At 63.8% G+C, this 18,425-nt stretch carries 16 protein-coding genes; 6 read left to right on the top strand and 10 right to left on the bottom strand.

Annotation, left to right across the window (positions count from 1 at the left end):
- Nucleotides 1-7 precede the first annotated feature (7 nt).
- Nucleotides 8-697 (top strand): response regulator transcription factor, encoded by a 690-nt coding sequence (locus QX073_RS24220; protein WP_315769973.1) that lies wholly within the window; start codon nt 8-10, stop codon nt 695-697.
- A 207-nt stretch (nt 698-904) separates the two neighbouring features.
- A complete protein-coding gene (locus tag QX073_RS24215) occupies nt 905-1,639 on the top strand; it encodes a response regulator transcription factor (protein ID WP_316226498.1) in 735 nt (244 codons plus the stop codon).
- Here the strand turns inward: QX073_RS24215 and QX073_RS24210 are convergent.
- Together QX073_RS24210 and QX073_RS24205 are read right to left on the bottom strand one after the other, a co-directional pair.
- On the bottom strand, nt 1,593-2,945 hold the full coding sequence (locus tag QX073_RS24210; protein WP_315717728.1) for a hybrid sensor histidine kinase/response regulator: 1,353 nt from the start codon (nt 2,943-2,945) through the stop codon (nt 1,593-1,595). The genes QX073_RS24215 and QX073_RS24210 overlap by 47 nt on opposite strands.
- The gene (locus QX073_RS24205; RefSeq protein ID WP_315827882.1) at nt 2,942-4,114 is read right to left on the bottom strand and encodes an FIST N-terminal domain-containing protein; all 1,173 of its coding nucleotides are present in this window, start codon (nt 4,112-4,114) and stop codon (nt 2,942-2,944) included. The genes QX073_RS24210 and QX073_RS24205 overlap by 4 nt, the downstream gene beginning before the upstream one ends.
- Nucleotides 4,115-4,327: 213 nt before the next feature.
- On the opposite strand from QX073_RS24205, the gene QX073_RS24200 reads away from it, so the two are divergent.
- Entirely contained in the window at nt 4,328-4,699 is a 372-nt protein-coding gene (locus QX073_RS24200) for a c-type cytochrome (protein ID WP_315717730.1), read from the top strand.
- 180 nt (nt 4,700-4,879) lie between these two features.
- Here QX073_RS24200 and QX073_RS24195 read toward each other — a convergent pair whose 3' ends face one another.
- The 8 genes from QX073_RS24195 to QX073_RS24160 all read right to left on the bottom strand — a co-directional run bounded on the left by QX073_RS24195 (nt 4,880) and on the right by QX073_RS24160 (nt 14,423).
- The gene (locus tag QX073_RS24195; RefSeq protein ID WP_315754755.1) at nt 4,880-6,253 is read right to left on the bottom strand and encodes a HAMP domain-containing sensor histidine kinase; all 1,374 of its coding nucleotides are present in this window, start codon (nt 6,251-6,253) and stop codon (nt 4,880-4,882) included.
- A gap of 4 nt (nt 6,254-6,257) precedes the next feature.
- The gene (locus QX073_RS24190) at nt 6,258-6,911 is read right to left on the bottom strand and encodes a response regulator transcription factor (RefSeq protein ID WP_315717732.1); all 654 of its coding nucleotides are present in this window, start codon (nt 6,909-6,911) and stop codon (nt 6,258-6,260) included.
- 63 nt (nt 6,912-6,974) lie between these two features.
- Nucleotides 6,975-8,294 (bottom strand): c-type cytochrome biogenesis protein CcmI, encoded by a 1,320-nt coding sequence (ccmI, locus tag QX073_RS24185; protein WP_316188485.1) that lies wholly within the window; start codon nt 8,292-8,294, stop codon nt 6,975-6,977.
- Nucleotides 8,291-8,803, bottom strand: coding sequence for a cytochrome c-type biogenesis protein (locus QX073_RS24180; protein ID WP_315769962.1), 513 nt, complete (start codon nt 8,801-8,803; stop codon nt 8,291-8,293). Before QX073_RS24180 ends, ccmI begins: the two co-directional genes overlap by 4 nt.
- Entirely contained in the window at nt 8,800-9,336 is a 537-nt protein-coding gene (locus tag QX073_RS24175; RefSeq protein ID WP_315717735.1) for a DsbE family thiol:disulfide interchange protein, read from the bottom strand. Before QX073_RS24175 ends, QX073_RS24180 begins: the two co-directional genes overlap by 4 nt.
- An 8-nt stretch (nt 9,337-9,344) precedes the next feature.
- Nucleotides 9,345-11,333 (bottom strand): heme lyase CcmF/NrfE family subunit, encoded by a 1,989-nt coding sequence (locus QX073_RS24170; RefSeq protein WP_315717736.1) that lies wholly within the window; start codon nt 11,331-11,333, stop codon nt 9,345-9,347.
- A gap of 299 nt (nt 11,334-11,632) precedes the next feature.
- Nucleotides 11,633-13,075: an ankyrin repeat domain-containing protein gene (locus QX073_RS24165; protein WP_316226497.1), complete on the bottom strand. Its 1,443-nt coding sequence runs from the start codon at nt 13,073-13,075 to the stop codon at nt 11,633-11,635.
- Nucleotides 13,076-13,121: 46 nt separating this feature from the next.
- Nucleotides 13,122-14,423, bottom strand: coding sequence for an NAD(P)-binding domain-containing protein (locus QX073_RS24160; RefSeq protein WP_316226496.1), 1,302 nt, complete (start codon nt 14,421-14,423; stop codon nt 13,122-13,124).
- Nucleotides 14,424-14,781: 358 nt separating this feature from the next.
- On the opposite strand from QX073_RS24160, the gene QX073_RS24155 reads away from it, so the two are divergent.
- From QX073_RS24155 to QX073_RS24145, 3 genes are all read left to right on the top strand, one after another.
- On the top strand, nt 14,782-15,660 hold the full coding sequence (locus tag QX073_RS24155; protein ID WP_316165079.1) for a pyridine nucleotide-disulfide oxidoreductase: 879 nt from the start codon (nt 14,782-14,784) through the stop codon (nt 15,658-15,660).
- A gap of 12 nt (nt 15,661-15,672) precedes the next feature.
- Nucleotides 15,673-17,031 carry a cytochrome c3 family protein gene (locus QX073_RS24150; RefSeq protein ID WP_316226495.1) on the top strand — a complete coding sequence of 453 codons (1,359 nt, stop codon included), beginning with the start codon at nt 15,673-15,675 and terminating at the stop codon, nt 17,029-17,031.
- A 490-nt stretch (nt 17,032-17,521) separates the two neighbouring features.
- The coding region (locus tag QX073_RS24145) for a hypothetical protein (RefSeq protein WP_410052386.1) at nt 17,522-18,425 on the top strand (904 nt) is incomplete at its 3' end.

Below are 18,425 nucleotides of genomic sequence, written 5' to 3'. Positions count from 1 at the left end.
GTCGGACATGACGCGCTTTCTGATCATCGACGATCATCCGCTGTTTCGCGAAGCTCTCGGCAATGCGGTGCGTCTGGCGCATCCCGACGCCGAGATCTTCGAGGCGCTGTCGATTGCCGATGCGCTCACCACCCTCGCAATGAAACCCGACATCGACCTGGCGCTGCTCGACCTGACGCTGCCCGATGCCATGGGCTTCTCGGGATTCCAGCGGCTTCGCGCCGCGTATCCGCGGCTTCCGGTCGCGATCGTCTCGAGTGAAGAGGACCAGAACGTCGTGCGCGAGGCGCTTTCGCTCGGCGCGGCCGGCTATCTGCCGAAGTCGACCTCGAAGCGCGAGCTGACGTCGGCGATCGAGCGCGTGCTCAGCGGCTCGATCTCGGTCCCGAAAGACTTCGTGCCCGTCGTCGAGCGCCCCGGGAAGGGGTCATCTCGCGCGCTGCAGGCGCGTCTCGAGGAGCTGACGCCACAACAGCTTCGCGTCCTCGACCTGATCAGGCGTGGCTATCAGAACCGGGAAATCGCCGGCGAGCTTCAGCTTGCGGAGTCGACCGTCAAGGCGCACATCACCGAGATCCTGAGAAAACTCCGTCTGTTCAGCCGCAACAAGGCCGTCATCGAGATCGGCAAGATCGCGCTGAACGTGCCGGCCGACCGGCAGGGATCGCGCACCGCTTCGAGTCGAAAGCACCCGTAGCGAATTGTTGCGCCGCACGACTCCACGGCCACCGCAGGCGTGGCGACGTCGATGGCGTCTTGGTCGTTGATTGATGCCAACCAACGCGGTATCGCTGATGCTCCGGTTCTGACGTTCCTTCGAAGACGCAGCCCGCACGCTGGTTGAATGTCGGATCCGCGACACTGAATGATCCGGATCTTCGATCCGGCCGGGGGAGGCAGGCACGTGGCTCGATTGCTCATCGTCGAGGACCATCCGCTGTTTCGGGAGGCGCTGGAGAGCGCGATCCGCGCCGCTCTGGCTGATGCCGAGATGCGCGAGGCGACGTCCGTCGACATGGCCGTCGGGCTTCTTTCATCTCCGCCGAGATTCGACCTGATCCTGCTCGACCTCTCGACACCCGGAACGACCGGACTCTCCGGCGTCATCCGCATCCGCAAGACCGCGCCGCGCACACCGATCCTGGTGGTTTCCGCGCATCGGGACCCGGACCTCGTCGCCCATGTTCTCGCGCTGGGTGTCTCCGGCTACATCTCGAAATCGACTTCGAAGCAGCAACTTGCCGACGCGATCAAGGCCGTGCTGGGGGGCGAGGTCCATGTTGAAGGCGGCTCCCTCTGCGCCAGCGCGCGCCGTGGCCGACTTCCTGCTCAGGACCTCCTGAAGCGTCTTCACGAGCTGACGCCGCAGCAACTGCGCGTGCTCGACCTGATCCGCCGCGGACTGCAGAACAAGCAGATCGCCTATGAGCTCGGGATCTGCGAGACGACGGTGAAGGTCCACGTCTCGGAGATCCTGCGAAAGCTTCGCGTCATGAGCAGGACCAAGGCCATCATCGAGATGGAAAAGATCGACTTCGTGAACCTCATCGGCGAGCCGCGCACGCCGGCTCGGGCAAACGGCGCTGAGGCGCTCATGACAGCAAGAACGACAACAGCGCGCGAAGCTCCGCAGGCCTGACCGGCTTGGTCAAGATCTCGAGCCCGTATTGGCTTGCTTCCCTGGCTGCGTCCTCGGAATAGTCGGCGGTCACGATCATGGCCGCAACATCTCGGCCGAGGAATTGCCTGATGTCCCGGATGGCGGCAAGCCCGCTCTCGTCGCCATCCAGGTGGAGATCCGCGATGATCGTCTCGGGGACCGCCCCGAGCGCACTCAAACGCTGCAAAGCGTCATTCAACGACGCCGTCGCCACGACGTCGCAGCCCCATTTTTCCAACAGACTGACCATGGCCTCGGCGGTGGCCAGGTCGTTTTCGATCAGCAGGATCTTGGCGCCTTCGAGCCCGCCATAGTCGTGGTCGACGTGATCCGCAGGATGCGGATCCGGCAGTACGGCTGCCGGGTCGGCGCGGTCGAGCTCGAGCTTGAATGTGGACCCATGTCCAACCCGCGAAGCCAGCCCGACCTCATGGTCCAATGCTTTGGCGAAGCGACGGACGATCGACAGGCCCAGCCCGAAGCCGGCTTGATCCTCGGCGCTCGGCTGACCGCGCTGGAATTCGAGAAAGATCGCTTCTTGTTGCGGTTTGGGAATGCCCGGACCGGTGTCGTGGACCTCGATGCGAACCCGGCCTGCTCCCGGCCCCGGCCGGCATCCCATGACGACGCCGCCTCGCCGCGTGTAGCGCAGAGAGTTGGCGAGGAGGTTCTGCAAGATGCGCCGCAACATCATGGCATCCGAGACCACGGCGATCGAGCACGGACAAATGCGCAGGGACAACCCGCGTTTGGCCGCGATCGGGGCGAATTCGCGTTCGAGCGGCTCGAACAGGGTCGAGAGCAGAACGGGCCTGACATCGGGGCGCAGGGCTCCGGCATCGAGCTTGGCAATCTCCAGCAGGGACCGCAGCAGATCCTCGAGCATGGCCAGCGAATGGTCGACCTGGCCGACCATGGCCGTTCCGCGATCAGACGAGACTTCGTCCGCCAAGGTCGAGAGCGTGAGCCGCGCGGCGTTGAGCGGCTGAAGCAGATCATGCGTAACGGAGATGAGAACCGAGGATTTCAGGGAGCTGGCCGCTTCAGCCTGCTGCTTGGCCCGAAAGAGGTCCTTGTTGGCGGTTTCGATCGAACGCAGCGCATCACGCAGCTGGCGCGTCCGCTCGCGCACCTGCTGATCGAGCGCGATCGCCGTTTCGAACAGCGAGAACGCATTGAACTGCTGGTCCATCGAGCGTTCGACCCGGGACATCAGCGCGGCGTTGATCTTCCTGAGCTTGGCCGCCTCGCGCTGCAGGTCTTCCGGAGACCCCGCGGCGGTCATGGCTGCGCCGCTCCACGTTTGCCGATCGCGACCCCGGTCAGCGTCTGATTGACGTGCATTGAACCGTACTGCTCGCCATAGGTATGGAATCCGACGATCCGGTTGTCGCGATAGAGATCGGACATTTCCCGCGCAAACTGATGCTGCTCTGCGTCAAGACGCCTGAGGATGCACTCGAAACCGATGAAGATCGAGACCTCGCCGATCTCGTCGCGGACCTCGGCCAGCATCTCGCGGGCGGCCGCCACGGAGTTGCGTGACCTCGCCGCCGTCAGCACCATTCCTTCGTCGATCGCGCAGAAGAACCGGAGCGAGCCGTCAGGGCTGACGCGCTGAATCGAGCGCGCGAAATAGGAGCCTCCCACGCGCACCAGGACCGGATGGGCCGCAAACAGGAACGGGTCGAGCTCGGAATCGGCTATTCCGATCGCGCGACAATATTCCTCCGCCGCCGGCTCGGCATTGAGCTGCTTGACGATACGCTGCTCGAGATCGGCCTCCGTCACCACCATCTTGGTCGAGGTCGGCTCGAAATTGTCGCATTTGAACAGCCGGAACGGCAATGACGTCCTGATCAGGATCAGCACGGCCATGTCCGTGTGGGCCTTGCCGTCGTGAAAGACCCAGGTGCGCTCGAACCGCAGACCATCGCCGGCCGATCCGCCAACCAGGGGAATATTGTCGAGCGAGGCGTAGATCGCCGACATGATCGCCTCTTCGCGCTGGCACATGCCGTCGATCAGGACGAGCCCGAACACGCCGTCGTCGTCGCGACCACCGTGCCGCGACAGGTCCTGCCTCATCTGGTTGCCGAGGCGACGTCCTTCATCGACGCGAAAGCCCGACAACCCGAAGATGGGCTGTGCGAATACCGTGAAATCCTCGGCGGCAAATCCGAGAGCGACGACGCTGTTGTCGTCCCAGCCATCGGGCGACAGCTCTCCGGCCGTCGTACAGCCGTATACGGGGACGTCCGCAAGACGGGTCGTCACCTCCACCATGAACTCGTTTGGATCGTAGTGGGGCGACAGGAAGATCAGCACCATCGCCAACCCGTCGGCCGGCAACTGGCCGCAGATGTCGGCCGCCGCAGCGGCCTCCGTCGCAGCCTTGGACTTTGCAGCAGTCACGCCAGACGGACGCGGGGGCCGAGGATCGGCGTCTCCCATCGGGCACCTCCCAGAACGACACTTTGGGCTGTTGGCGATCGTTCGTTTTTTTAGAAGATTAGGCCAATTGAGCAGCAACGGCAACCGCGCGGCTTGATCCAGGACAAGGACTCGGACCGGGCTGTCGTCCGATCATCCGCGCGGATCTGCTCACCGGCCTGTCGCGGGGGGCTGGCCCGCGCCCGCTCCGGATCGAAAAGGGAAAGATTTCGCATGCTCCGCCGCATCGCTCTTGTCGCCGTTCTCGCCTGCCTGGCACCGAGCGCCCGCGCGCTCGACGGAAATCCGGCCGCCGGGAAAAGCATCTTCCAGCGCATCTGCCAGAACTGCCACTCTGCCGAGATCGGCGTCAACAAGGTCGGCCCGAGCCTCTGGAACATCGTTGGACGGCAGCCAGCGGCTGTGCCGGACTACGCCTATTCGGAGAGCATGAAAAAGAACAATGCGCCCTGGACCGCGACGGCACTGGATGCCTATATCGCCGATCCTCGCGGGGACGTTCACGGCGTCAAGATGTATTTCAAAGGATTGGCGGACGCGAAGGAGCGGGCCGACGTCGTCGCCTATCTCTCGACTCTGAAATAGCGTAGCCGGGGAAGCTGGCGATTTTGCCGACGCTGCAGGCCGCGCCGTTGGAAAAGAGCCGTTCGCCGATTCCGACTGGCATCGTTGGCGCGCTGGCCCAGGGCATCATCGCTATGAGCGGGTTGGGTGTCGGGCCAGCGTTTTCTGCAAGCGGTTTTGAGGCTGCGGGTACCAGGCATGTCACGATGAGCTTGGATCACCCTTCTTTCGAAGCGAAAGCTTCAGGGCGACGCCCCCAATTCTCGAATCCTCGATCCACAGTCGGCCATCATAGAGGCTGGTCAGGTCGCGGGCGATCGCCAGACCGAGCCCAGTGCCGGGCTTCGCGTCGTCAAGTCTCGTGCCCACGTCGAACACGCGCATTCGGTGTTCCACTGGAATGCCGGGCCCGTCGTCCTCAACCGTGATCAAGACGGTGCTGTCGAGATCCTCGATCGAAATCACGACGCGGTCACGTGCCCATTTTGCCGCATTGTCGAGCAGGTTGCCGATGAGTTCGGTCAGATCGTTGGTGTCGCAGGCAACGACGACGTCCGCTGCTCCTTCGACTTCGAACCGCCGGTCGTGCCCTGGGCTGAATCGCGAGTAGGTATTGATGACGCTCCTCAAGACGTCTGCGACGACCGCAAACGCACCTGCATTCGCGATCGTGGAGGCCTTTGCGCGCGCCGTCTGGTAGTCGATGAGCAGCGCCATTCGCGAGCACTGCTCCGACAGAATCTGAGCGTGGATCTCCTGACCGGACGCTTTCAGCCGTGCTGCCTCCTCGTCGAGAATTGCCAGAGGTGTCTTCAGCGCGTGTGCAAAACTTCCTGCGAGTACGCGAGCGCGATCGACCATGTTGAGATTTGCCGCAATCATTCCGTTCAGCTCGGTGACGAGCGGCATGATTTCCTCCGGCAGGTCCTCAGGCAGCCTTGAGGTCTTGCCGCTACGCACGTCCACGATGGCGCGACTCATGCGCTGGAGCGGCCGCAGGCCGTAAACGACCTGAGCGTAGGCGGTGCCAACCATGGCGAGGGCCATGATACCAAGCGTCGCTATCAGCGTCAGATTGAGGTGCTGCATCTCGTCACTAATCAGTCGCTCGTCTGCACCGACACGGATTTCGACGGGTTGCCCGAGGCGAGACGGCTCGCTGATGTTTCGGACCATGCGCATCGGCCCAGTCGGTCCCTCCACACTAAGCGCCGTGGAGGAGGGCAGGGAACCCTCGCGACTCTGGTCGGGCGTGAATGAAAGGAAAAGGTCATCCTGCAACGACGGCGAGCGCGCGCTTTCGCCGTTCTGCAGGATGACCTGCCAATACATTCCGGACCGGGCAGGGGAGAAACGCGGATCGCTCAGATCGCGGGCGATGAACAGCCGCTGCGTGGCGTCGAGTTCCACGAGATCGGCGAGCTCGCGGGCGTGATCCAGCAGGTCATGATCGAAGTGGGCCTCGACGACACGGCGAATGACGATCGAGAGCCCGAGCCCGCTGGCGAACAAGACGATGGAAATCCAGATCGCGGCGACCGCGAGCATCCGGGCTCGGAAGTTGCGGCTGAACATTGCTCTACCCGAAGCGATATCCCATGCCTCTGACGGTGCGAATGCAGTCACGCCCCAGCTTCCTCCTGAGCCGGGCAATGTAGACTTCGACCGTATTGGAGTCGCGATGGTCGCTGCTCGGATAGATGTGCTCCAGCAGCTCGGTCTGCGACACGATATGATCGGCGCGGCGCATGAGGAGTTCGAGAACGCGCAACTCGAGTGCAGTCAGGTCGACGATCTCCCCGTCCTTCTTGACCAGGCCGGCCGCCGCGTTGAATTCGATCTGCCGGAGGCGGAGCACGGCGTCCGGTCTGCTGGAGACCCGACGGAGCAGCGATTTGACCCGCGCGACGAGCTCCTGCGCCTTGAAGGGCTTTTCGAGATAGTCGTCCGCGCCTGCGTTCAGGCCGTTCACACGCTCGACCCAGCCGCTGCGGGCGGACAGGATCAGCACCGGCAGCGTGTGCCCGGTATGACGCCAGCGTTGCAGCACGTCGAGGCCCGAAATGCACGGCAGGCCGAGGTCGAGCACCGCGGCATCATAGGGCTGGCTGTTGCCCAGCATCCAGCCCTGCTTGCCATCGGTGGCGAGATCCGCCTCGAAACCGGCATCGGCCAGGCTTTCCCTGATGCGCTCCGCGTAGATGGGCTCGTCCTCTATGAGCAGAATGCGCATTGCCATTCCTCCGGTTGCCGAACGGGTTCCGACGATGCGGACACGCTGATCGGGCCTCGAACGCTATGGATTGATCCCGAGCTCTCTGGCTGCGTCAGCGATGCGCGTGCGCTCCGGGACGTCCTCCGCAAAGACCGACAGTGCGCGTTGCAGCGACTGTTTCGCCGCCTCGACATCGCCCAACACCACCCGCGAGCGGATCAACTTGATCCAGCCTTCTGCATCGCGCGGTGATTGCTCGAGTCGGCTCGCAAGGCCATCCACCATGCCCCGGATCATGAGGTTGCGGTCCTGTGTGGACATGCTTTCCGCCTTGCGGATGTCCTCGGCGCGGGGGCCGCGCGGCTCCGCCGGCTCGGTCGCGGAGGTCTTGCCGGAGCGCAGGAGTTCCTGCATGCGCTCGGCGGACAGGTTCGGCCGGGCAGGCGATGGCGAGCCGCCGTCCTCTCCGAGCTCGCGACGAAGCGCGCCGAGCCGCTGCTTGAGATCGGGCAGCCACGGCTCGTTCGGATCGGCCTCCGATACGATCGCCGCCCAGTCGGCCATCGCACCCCGTTTGTCTCCCTCCTGTTCTTTCACGACGCCGATGAAGAAGCGGGCGCGCGCGTCCTTGGGATCCAGTTTGAGTGCTTCGTCGAAGTCCGCGCGGGCTTCGGACGTGACGGTGCCGTCCGCCGCCCGCACCAGCGCTTCGCCGCGTGCGCTGCGGTATTCTGCCGAGCTTGGCCGCAGCTCCATTGCGCGCGCATAGGCCTGTGCCGCCTCTGCAAAGCGCTCGATGTTGAACAGCGACCAGCCCAGCAGCCGCCATCCGTCGGCATCCTTGGGATTCCGCTCCAGTCTCGTCTGCACACGCTGGATCATCTCTTCGACCGGCGGCAGTCCGCTGCTCTGCTGCGGTCGGTCGCGACCGTCCTGGCTGGTCATCTGCTCCAGCGAGGCAATGGCCTGGGTGCCGGCGTCGGATCGCGCCTCGCCAACCGACCTCGCCGTGGTGCTGCTGGCGGTCTGGCCCGGTCCGGCCGCGGGGACATCCGGATTTCCGACAACCGCATACAGACCGACGGAGCCGAACACCACCGTCAGCGTGACGACACTGAGCGCAAATTTTCGTTCGGAGCTGGCGAGGGAGGGCGCCGGCGGCTGTTCGGCGGCCGCTGCGGCGAGAATGCGCCGCTTGATCTCGCTGGCCGCGTTCTCGCCATCCGACTTGTCGATCAGGCCGCGTGCGGTTTCGTTCTCGATCTCGCGGAGCTGGTCGTGGTGGACGGCAAGTCCCTGAGCCGAAGCCAACCGTCTCCGCTCGTAGCTGCGGATGAATGGCGTCGATATGAGCACGGCGGCCACGGAAATCATCGCCGTCAGGATCAGCCACAGCATCATGAAAGGCTCCGTCGATCGAGGATCGCCTCGATGGCTTCGAGTTCGTCGGCGCTGAGCGGAGCGACGTGCTCCGCCTCGGGCGCACTCGCATTGGCTGCCGCCCGGCGCACGTAGCGGCCGAAGCCGACGGCGGCCGTGAGCAGGGCGAGCAGGGGACCGATCCACAGCGCGATGGTATTCCACTGCAAGGGAGGCTTGAGCAGGACGAAGTTGCCGTAGCGTGCGACCAGGAAGTCCACCGCCTGCCGGTCGCTGTCGCCGGCCTGCAGGCGATCGCGCAGCAGCACCCTCAGATCATGCGCCAATGGAGCGTTGGAGTCGTCAATGCTCTGATTTTGACAAACGACGCAGCGCAGCTCCTGGCCCAGCGCGCGCGCGCGGGCCTCCAGTCCCTCGTCGCGCAACATTTCGTCGGGAAGCACCGCACGAGATGGCGACCATGTCGCCGTCAGCACGAGCGAGCTGACGAGCAGCGCTTCGGCCGCGCGCTTGATCCGCCGGCAGTTCATGACTCGCTCCTGAGTGCCTTCAGCAGAGGTTCGAAATCGTCACGCCATACATCTTCGGTCAGCGGGCCGGGATAGCGGAAGCGGATGCGGCCGGCCCGATCGATCACGAAGGTTTCGGGAACGCCGGTCACGCCAAGATCGATGCCGGCCCGGCCGGACTCATCGGAGCCGACACGGGCATAGGGACTGCCATGCTTGGCAAGCCAACGTTTGCCGTCGTTCCGATCGTCCTTCCAGTTCAGCCCATAGATCGGGATCGCGGAGCTCTCTGCGAGCTTGAGCAGCATGGGATGCTCGACGCGGCATCCAGGGCACCAGGATGCGAAAACGTTGAGCAGGACCACGTCGCCCTGCAGGTCGGTATTGGCAAGACCGCCGCCCTTGCCGTCGAGCGACGCGAGCTGGAAACGCGGCGTCGGCTTGTCGATCAGGGTCGAGGGCATTCGCTGCGGATCGTTGGTCAGGCTGAAAGCCAGTCCAGCGGCCAGTGCGGCGAAAGCCACGAGAGGTATGAGATAGGGGAGGCGCGGCATATCTCGTCCTATTCAGCAGGAACGGCAGTCGGTACGGCCCGCATCGCCCGTCGCGGAGCACCGACACGAAATCTCCGGTCGGCCAGCGAGATGAAGCCGCCGAAAGCCATCATCAGTGCGCCGATCCAGACCAGCGGCACCAGAGGGTGATAGTAGCAGCGCACCGCCCACGCGCCCTTGTCGTCGGGATCACCGAGCGTCACGTAGACGTTCCAGATCAGGTTGGTTCGAATGCCAGCGGCGGTCGTCTGCTGCTGTCTGACGGGATAGAAGCGGCGCTCGCTGGAAAGCTGCGTGAACGGCTTGCCGTTCCGCGTGATGTCGAACGTGCCACGCTCGGCTTCGTAGTTGGGGCCTGGAAATTTTCCGATCGAGCGCAGCTTGATGTCGTAGCCCGCGAGCTGCAGGCTCTGGCCCGGCCGCAGCATCTGCACCTTCTCGCTGGCCCACGCGGTCATCCCGGTAATGCCTGCGACGGTGACGCCCATTCCCGCATGGGCCAGCACCAGGCCGTAGACCGCGAGCGGGGTGGTGCGCGCGAGGTTGAGCGAGGTCGCCAAGGGAGTCGTCATGCCGAGGCGGACGCGATGAGCCAGCACCATCAGCGAGCCGATCACGAGCCAGACGGCGATGCCGAAGAAGAACGCAACCAGGAAACGCTGTCCGAACGTCGCGACGAGGATCGCGACGGCAATGAATGCCGCAAGTCCCCCGGCCAGGCGGAGTCGTTGCAGGGCCGCAACGAGGAGATCGCGCTTCCATTTCAGAACCGGGCCGATCACCATGGCAAGCAGCAGCGGAACCATGATCGGAACGAACGTCAAGTTGTAGTAGGGAGGACCGACGGAGATCTTGTCGTTTCCAAGCATGTCGACGAGGAGCGGGTAGAACGTGCCGAGAAACACGGTGGCCACGGCTGCCGTGAGCAGCACATTGTTGAGGACGAGGCCGCTCTCGCGGCTGACGGCTGCGAACAGCGCACCGTGCTTCAGGCTTGGGGCCCTGATCGCATACAGCGTCAACGCCCCGCCGGTCGCCACCAGGATGAGCGCCAGGATGAATGCGCCACGCGACGGGTCCTGTGCGAAGGCATGAACGCTGGTGAGCACGCCGGACCTCACCAGGAAAGTCCCGATCAGGCTCAATGAGAAGGTCACGATCCCCAGCAGGATCGTCCAGCTCTGGAGGGCGCTCCGTCGTTCGACCACCAGGGCGGAATGCAGGAGCGCAGTCCCCGCAAGCCACGGCATGAAGGAGGCGTTCTCGACGGGGTCCCAGAACCACCAGCCGCCCCAGCCGAGCGTGTAGTACGCCCATGCGCTGCCCAGCGTGATTCCAATCGTGAGAAAGCACCAGGCCGCGAGCACCCACGGTCGGACCCAGCGGGCCCAGCTGGCATCGACCTTTCCCTCGATCAGCGCGGCGACCGAGAACGAGAACGCCATCGAGAAGCCGACGTAACCCAGATACAGAAACGGTGGATGAAAGGCGAGGCCAGGATCCTGCAAAATCGGATTCAGTCCGTTGCCTTCGAGGGGAGCATCGACCAGCCGCGCGAACGGATTCGACGTCGAGACGATGAACGCCAGAAAGCCGAGGCCGATCATGCCGTGCACGCCGAGAACGTTGCTCTGCAGCCGCTCCGGAAGGTTCGTTCCGAACAATGCAACTGCCGCGCCGAACAAGGAGAGGATCAGGACCCACAGCAGCATGGATCCCTCATGGTTTCCCCAGACTCCGGAGACCTTGTAGAGCAGCGGCTTCAGCGTGTGCGAATTCGCTGCGACGACCTGGACTGAAAAGTCGGAGTGGACGAACAGCGACGTCAGGCATGCGAATGCGATCGCGACGAACAGAAACTGAGTCAAGGCAGCGTGACGAACGAAGCCGGCGATCATCGCGGATTGGCGGCGCAGCGCTGCGAACGGAACGATCGACTGCACCAGCGATACGAGGAGCGCGAGAATGAGCGCAAACGATCCGACCTCCGCTGTCATGTGGTATCTCCGACTGCAGCGGATATTCCTGCAGCTAACTATCAAGTGTCTGTGATGCGCCGACAATCAATGCGCCGAATGAGGCATCATTCGTACGGAATGATGATGATCCATCGACGTGCATCGTAGTGTAACTGCAACTCATTCGCACTCACGGCCGGAGAACGGTATCATCGGGGCGTCTTGGTACTTAGTGTTATATTTATTGAGATATAGCGCCCGAATCATCTGCCGCGCCGTCGAGCAACGAACGCGACGTCGACCGCATGATAGGCAGGGTGGCGAAACGAAATCGTCCGCTATTCCAGAAGCTTGGCGATATCGCCGTGACCGCTGGCAGCGGCGATGTCCGTGGCACGTTCGCGGCGCTTGTTCCTCAACTGCTTTTCGGCACCGGCGGCGAGAAGGCTGTGCGCAATGCCGATATTCCCCTCATGGGCCGCCATCATCAGCGCGCTCATGCCCTGGCCGTTGCGCATGTTCGGGTCGGCCTTGCGCCTGAGAAGCTCACTGACGACATCCGCAAGCCCGGCGCGCGCGGCGAGGATGAGAGCGGTATTTCCGCCTCTTGTCGCGCGTTTCGGGTCGGCCCCATGGTCCAACAGAAGCAGCGAGGCCGCGGCGCTGCGGCCCTCGATGGCATTCAGCAACGGCGTCTTGTCGTCGGTGTCCGCGCGGTTGACGTCCGCACCTGCGCGGATCAGTTGTCCGATCGCGTGCGTATTGCCATTGCCGGCCGCGTGCCAGAGTGCGGTGCGGCCCCGCCCATCGGCGGCGTTGAGGTCGGATCTCTGAACGAGTTGCCGATCGAGCGGGCCATTTGGGCACGACGCGACCGCGATCATGAGTGGGGTCCGGCCGTCTGCCAACGCGGGCAGACTGCCGGAGGCGCCGTCGAGGAGCGCGGCGATAGCGGCGCCGTTGCAGCGGCTGAGCGCCATCAGTAGTGCGGTCGCGCCATCTCCACGCGCTGCAGACGGGTCGGCCGCCTTGGTCAGCAGCAGTTTGATGATGTCTCCATGATCCTTGTCCGCTGCCAGCATCAATGGCGTGTCGCCGCGCCGATTGCTGGTGTTCGGATTGGCTCCCGAGGCGAGCAGGAGCTCCACCAGCCGAAGATGCCCGGCGGCCGCGGCGATCGCCAGAGGCGTATCGCCGTCCTCGTTGACCGCGTTGACGTCAGCCTTCGCAGCGATGAGCTGGCGCATCGGATCGAACTGGCCGCGCAGCGCGGCGTCGATGATGGCCGGATGGCCGTTTCGCATGGCGGCCTGCGCATCGAGCGTCGGGGGCGGCCTGCGCGCAGCTTCGCGCGCCGGCTCCCCGGCGCGCGGGCGCGCATTTCGGTTGACCATGTCGGCCAGCAACTGCTCGGCGGGCTGATAGCCGGCCGCCGCCGACTTGCGTAGCCAGTCCCGCGCCCGGTCGGGATCGGCCGGCGTTCCACGGCCCGCAAGCCACATCGCTGCGACATTATACTGCGCCTTGACGTGTCCCTTCCTTGCGCTTGCCTCCATCCATTTGAACGCCAGCGTGTCGTCTGCTCTGGTGCCGAGACCGGCGCGGTAAAGTGATGCAAGTCGGTACTGCGCCTCCGGATTGCCGGCGCTGGCGGCGCGCTCGAGCAGCTTCAGTGCGTCCTCGGGATGTCCGGCGCGGATCGCGGCATCGGCCGCCTGGCTCGCGGATGCTTCGGAGCTCACGCCGGCCGGCGTTTCGCCGGCCGGGGCGACCGACGGCACGGTCGAGCCGACGAGACAGATCAGGGGGATGATGACGTAAGAGGACTTAAGCCGTGCCATATTTCGTCTCGACCTCGATACCCATGCTCTTCAGGAATGCGGTGGGCAGAATGCCGCCGACGCACACGATGACGGCATCGTTTCGGATCGTGCTCGTGCTGCCATTGGCATCGATCTCGACGTCGTCATCGCCGATCCGTTTGACTGACGAATTGTAGATGACGCGGAGCCGGCCCGATTGCGCGGCTGCTTCCGTCCGTTGACGGTTCTTCAGCTTGGCGCGACCGAACGACTCGCTGCGATGCGACAGGGTCACCGTCGTTCCAGGCTCATCGGCGATGGAGCATGCGGCTTCCAATGCAGCGTCGCCGCCGCCGACGACGAGCACGTGCTGGCCGCGATACTGCTCGGGGTCGACCAGTCGATAGACGACCTTGGTCTGCTCTTCGCCTGGAGCCTCCAGCTTGCGCGGCGTTCCGCGGCGCCCGATCGCCAGGAGCACGGCATGCGTTCTGTAGCTGCCGCGGTTCGTCCTGACGTCGAAGCCTTCTCCGACTCGCGTGACGGCCTCGACGCGTTCGCCGACGTTCACCTTGAGGCGGGATTTGCGCACGATGCTCATGAAGAAGGCGATCAACTGCTCCTTGCTGAGCTCTCTGAAGTTGAACTTGCCCGCGAGCGGCAGCGTGAAAGGTGCCGTCATCACCAGCTTGCCGCGGGGAAAGTGCGCGACGGTGCCGCCGAGCGAGTCCTGCTCGAGCGTGACGAAGCGCAGCCGATGCTGCAGGCAGGCGAGACTGGCGGAGAGTCCGGCCGGACCGCAGCCGACGACCACGACGTCGAGCATATCGGACTTGCCGATGTTCTTGACCTTGCGGACGGAGTCGATCGCCTGGCGTCCCTGCTCGATGGCGTTGCGGACCAGCCCCATCCCGCCGAGCTCTCCGGCGATGAAGATGCCGGGCACGTTGGTCTGGAACGCCTCGTCCACGTTCGGAATGTCGATGCCGCGCGTTTCGGTGCCGAACACCAGCGTGATGGCGTTCACGGGGCACACCGCCTTGCAGGCGCCGTGTCCGATGCAATGCGAAGGCTCGACCAGCGACGCCTTGCCGCCGATCAGGCCGAGAATGTCGCCCTCCGGACACGCCCTGACGCATGAGCCACAGCCGATGCACAAGGCAGGATCGATGATGGGATGGAGCGATGCCGGCTCGAGAAGACCGGCGTCCTTGGCGGCCGAGAGCTTCGCGACGCTCTTTATTTCCTTCCGCTTGCGCACGGCCATGTAAGTGGCCCAGACGCCGAGCATTGGCGCGGCGTAGACAATCAGGAGATCGATCGCCATGTCGTCTCTCTCTTTCTTACGAACTAACAGCGGAAGATAGAGAGTCGCCGACCGCGAACTCCGCGTGAAAAGGTCGGATGCGGTGCTAGATGCAAATTCCTCTCAAGAGATGCCGACATAGAAATTCCAGAATGATCTGACGTCTTGGAGACCAGGATTGGATCATTCGTTGAACAGATGCCGTCGGCGGAAATATGGCTCGCACTGATTTCGGACTAATGACGTCGGTGTCGGAAGACGGAGAGGGTTGTTGCAAGTGGTTATCACTAAGTTCTCTCTCGACTGAGATCCGGGGCTCCGCGAACGGGTCTGGCTTCCGCCGATCCGGCATTCGGGATTCACAGGAAACGTCGAGGTCATGAGCAGAGCAGCGGTCGCTCGCGCGAGCGGCAATCCTCTTCGAGGAACCATTCCGGTCGTCATCACGGTCATCGTCCTCGGAGCGATTGCCGTCGGGTGGCTGCAGAAGGAGGAGGAGTATATTACGCCGGGCTCCGGCACCGGATACTGGCTCGGGATCTACGGCAGCGTCGCCATGCTGTCGCTGCTGGCCTATTCGATGCGTAAGCGCTTCAAGTCGCTGCGCGGCATCGGCTCGGTGCCGTTCTGGTTCAGGACCCACATGCTGCTCGGGGTCATTGGTCCCGTGCTCATCCTATTCCATGCGAATTTCCAACTGGGGGCGCTCAACAGCAACGTGGCATTCTTCACCATGCTGATCGTGGCGATCAGCGGCGTGATCGGCCGTTACATCTATGGCAAGATCCATATGGGCCTCCATGGCGGGAGAGCGCGTGTCAAGGAGCTGCTCGCCGAGGCCGAGGCAATGCGAACGGAGCTCGGTGAGGAGATGCAGGCCGTCTCGTTCGTGTCGCGGGAGCTGGCTGCCTTCAGCAAGGGGCTCGACAACAAGGTGCCGCGAACTGCGTTGGGCAGCCTGCGGACCGGCGCGGTCATCGCAGCGCGGACGAGACGGCTGCGCGCCAATGTGGTTGCGGAAGCGCGCCGGCTCATTCGCGCCGAAGCCAAGCGCGCGCGATGGTCGTGGTCCGAGCGACGGCGTCGCGAGAAGCGAATCGAGGAGGTGGTGCGGCGTTACGCCGCCGCAGTGCGCAAGGCCGCTGAGCTGACGTTCTTCGAACGATTGTTTTCGCTGTGGCATGTGCTTCATCTGCCGCTGTTTTTTCTCATGCTGCTGGCGGGCGTCGTTCATGTCTGGGCCGTCCATCACTATTGACGGAGTTGCGTGATGCGGTGGCGTGTTGCGGTCGTTGTCGCCGTCCTGGCCGGCGTTGCCATGCTATCGGCCGGAGTTCGAGCACAGACGTTGCTGGAAAAGCTGGTCATGCCCGGCCCGCTGGCCGAGAAGCATGCCAAGCTCGAGAGCGAGTGCGGAAAGTGCCACGAAGCCTATACCCGGAAGGCACAGTCGGGCCTCTGCCTCGATTGCCACAAGGAGATTGCCGTCGATCGCAGGCAGCGTGAGCGCCTGCACGGACGCGACCAGGCGGCGCTGAGCCAGGAGTGCAGGCAGTGTCACTCCGACCACAAGGGGCGTGGAACCGACATCGTCCAACTCGACAAGGAAACCTTCAACCACGACGTGACGAACTACCGGCTGGTCGATGCGCACAAGACCGTGCCTTGTGCGGGATGTCACGTCGCGAAGGTGAAGTTCCGCAACACGCCCTCGACCTGCTTCGAGTGTCACAAGGCGCTCGATCCGCATCGCGGCCGGCTTGGTGAACGCTGCGAGAACTGCCACACGGCGGTGAAATGGCGCGCGACCAAGGAGTTCGACCACACGAAGACCCGGTTTCCCCTCGTGGGCGCCCACAAGTCGGTCGCTTGTGCGACGTGCCACTCCGGCGAGCAATACAAGGATCTGCAGACGTCGTGCGGCTCATGCCACCGTCTTCAGGACGTCCACGGCGGCCGCTTCGGCGACAAGTGCGAGACGTGTCACGATCAGGAGAAATGGAAGACGGTCCGCTTCAATCACGACAAGACCCGCTTCCCGCTGCGAAATGCTCATGCCAAGGTGAAGTGTGAGAGCTGCCATACGGGTGATCTCTATCGGGACAAACTCGCGACGTCATGCGTGTCCTGTCACCGCAAGCAGGATCCGCATCAGGGCAAGCTCGGCGAACGCTGCGAGACGTGCCACAGCGATACGGGCTGGCGGAAGAAGCTCACCTTCGATCACGAGATTACGCGTTTTCCGTTGATAGGTCTGCACAAGTCGGTGCCTTGCGAGGAGTGCCACCGGACGCCGACCTACAAGAATACGCCGATGGCCTGCGAAAGCTGCCACAAGGATTTCCACCAGGGGAAGCTTGGAGGGCGGTGCGCCAGCTGTCACAATCCGAATGGGTGGCGGCTTTGGCGTTTCGATCACGCGCGGCAGACACGATTCCCGCTGGTCGGTGTCCACCAGAAGATCACGTGCGAGGCCTGTCACAAGGCCAAGTCGCCGCCGGATCTGAAGTTGCCGATGGATTGCTTCAGCTGTCATCGCAGCTCGGACGTGCACAATGGCACCTTCGGTCAGACGTGCGAGCGCTGCCATGTCGCAACGGGATGGCGCAACGTTCAGATCAGGAACTGATTCGAACGGCTGCGTTGGCCGCACACAGCGTCTGAGATCGTGTCGAGCTGACATCGGCTCGCAGCGGCTATCAGTTCGCATGCAGATCAATGGCTTGCGTGATGAGCTTGCGGGACCATTGCGCGCGCGCGACGTCAGAAACCTTAACCTCCATTCAGCTTGAGTTCAGCTTGGCCCAGTTTTGGGCCAGCTTTGCGCGTCTCTGGAAGCCCTGTCGTAGGCGTAGCGAAGGCTGCGTGATCTGGCCGATGACTCCGTCGTCGCCCGATCGATGCAGCGCTCGATCAAGGGAGCACGGAGCGTTCCGAGTATTCGGTGGCTGGGGAAGACGTGCCGCCGGGCCGTAGGGGAAATCCGCAAGGGTGTCTTGGATTTGTCGGGGCGACCGCCGAGCAGCGGACGCTCAACGGTCTCGGCTGGGTTGGGGTCGGCCGGTCTCCGTCGGATGTCCGGCTGGCGATCGAGTCGAGAGTGAAGAGCGGAGTTGGAGTTGAGCAGCTGCTACAGCAAGCTGGGGCTGGTGGCGCGAGCCTCGCACCGTATGGTGCAGTGGCTGCTCGCCTGTATGCTGCTCGCTCTCGTGTTGGCAGGGCATGCTGCCGCGCAGAGCTCATTCGACCATGCCTCGACAGGTTTTCCGCTGACCGGAAGCCATGTCGGGGTGGAGTGCTCGTCCTGTCACGTCGGCGGGCGGTTCAAGGGCACGCAGACGCAGTGCGCCAGTTGCCACAACGGCGCGCAGACGGCGGGCATGTCGGTCAACCACCCGATGTCCACGAGGCGATGTGAGAGCTGCCACCAGACCTCGACATGGAAGGACGTTCGGGCGATCGATCATACCCAGGCGAAGGCGTCATGTACGACCTGCCATAACGGCGTGATGGCACGAGGCAAGTCGAAGAATCACATCACGACGACGGCGCCATGCGATGTGTGCCACAGGTCGACGGCGAGCTTTCGCATCAGAATGAAGATGGACCACGCCGGCATTGTCGCCGGTTGCGCCAACTGCCACAACGGGACGACGGCGCGCGGCAAGTCCAGCAACCATCTCCAGACCAATCTGCCGTGCGAGTCCTGTCACACCAGCACGGCGAGCTTCGGCGGCGCGGCGTTCAAGCACGCGGCGACCGACACCAATTGCGCCACCTGCCACAACGGCAAGACCGCACAGGGCATGACGACGCCGCCGCACATCCCGACCGGGACGCTGCAGTGCTCGAACTGTCACAGCAACACCGCGGCGAGCTTCGCCACCTACACCATGAACCACGCCGCGGTGGCGACGGCGCGCTGCGACAGCTGTCACAACGGCAACTACACCGGCCAGGGCACCAAGGGCGCCATGGGCACGGCGTCGTACCCGAACCACGTCGCCACCGGCGGCGCCGACT

The organism is Bradyrhizobium sp. SZCCHNS3052 (assembly GCF_032484495.1).
Classification (GTDB): Bacteria; Pseudomonadota; Alphaproteobacteria; order Rhizobiales; family Xanthobacteraceae; genus Bradyrhizobium.
Note: the sequence above shows the minus strand (reverse complement) of the source record. Positions and strands in the feature narration are given on the sequence as shown.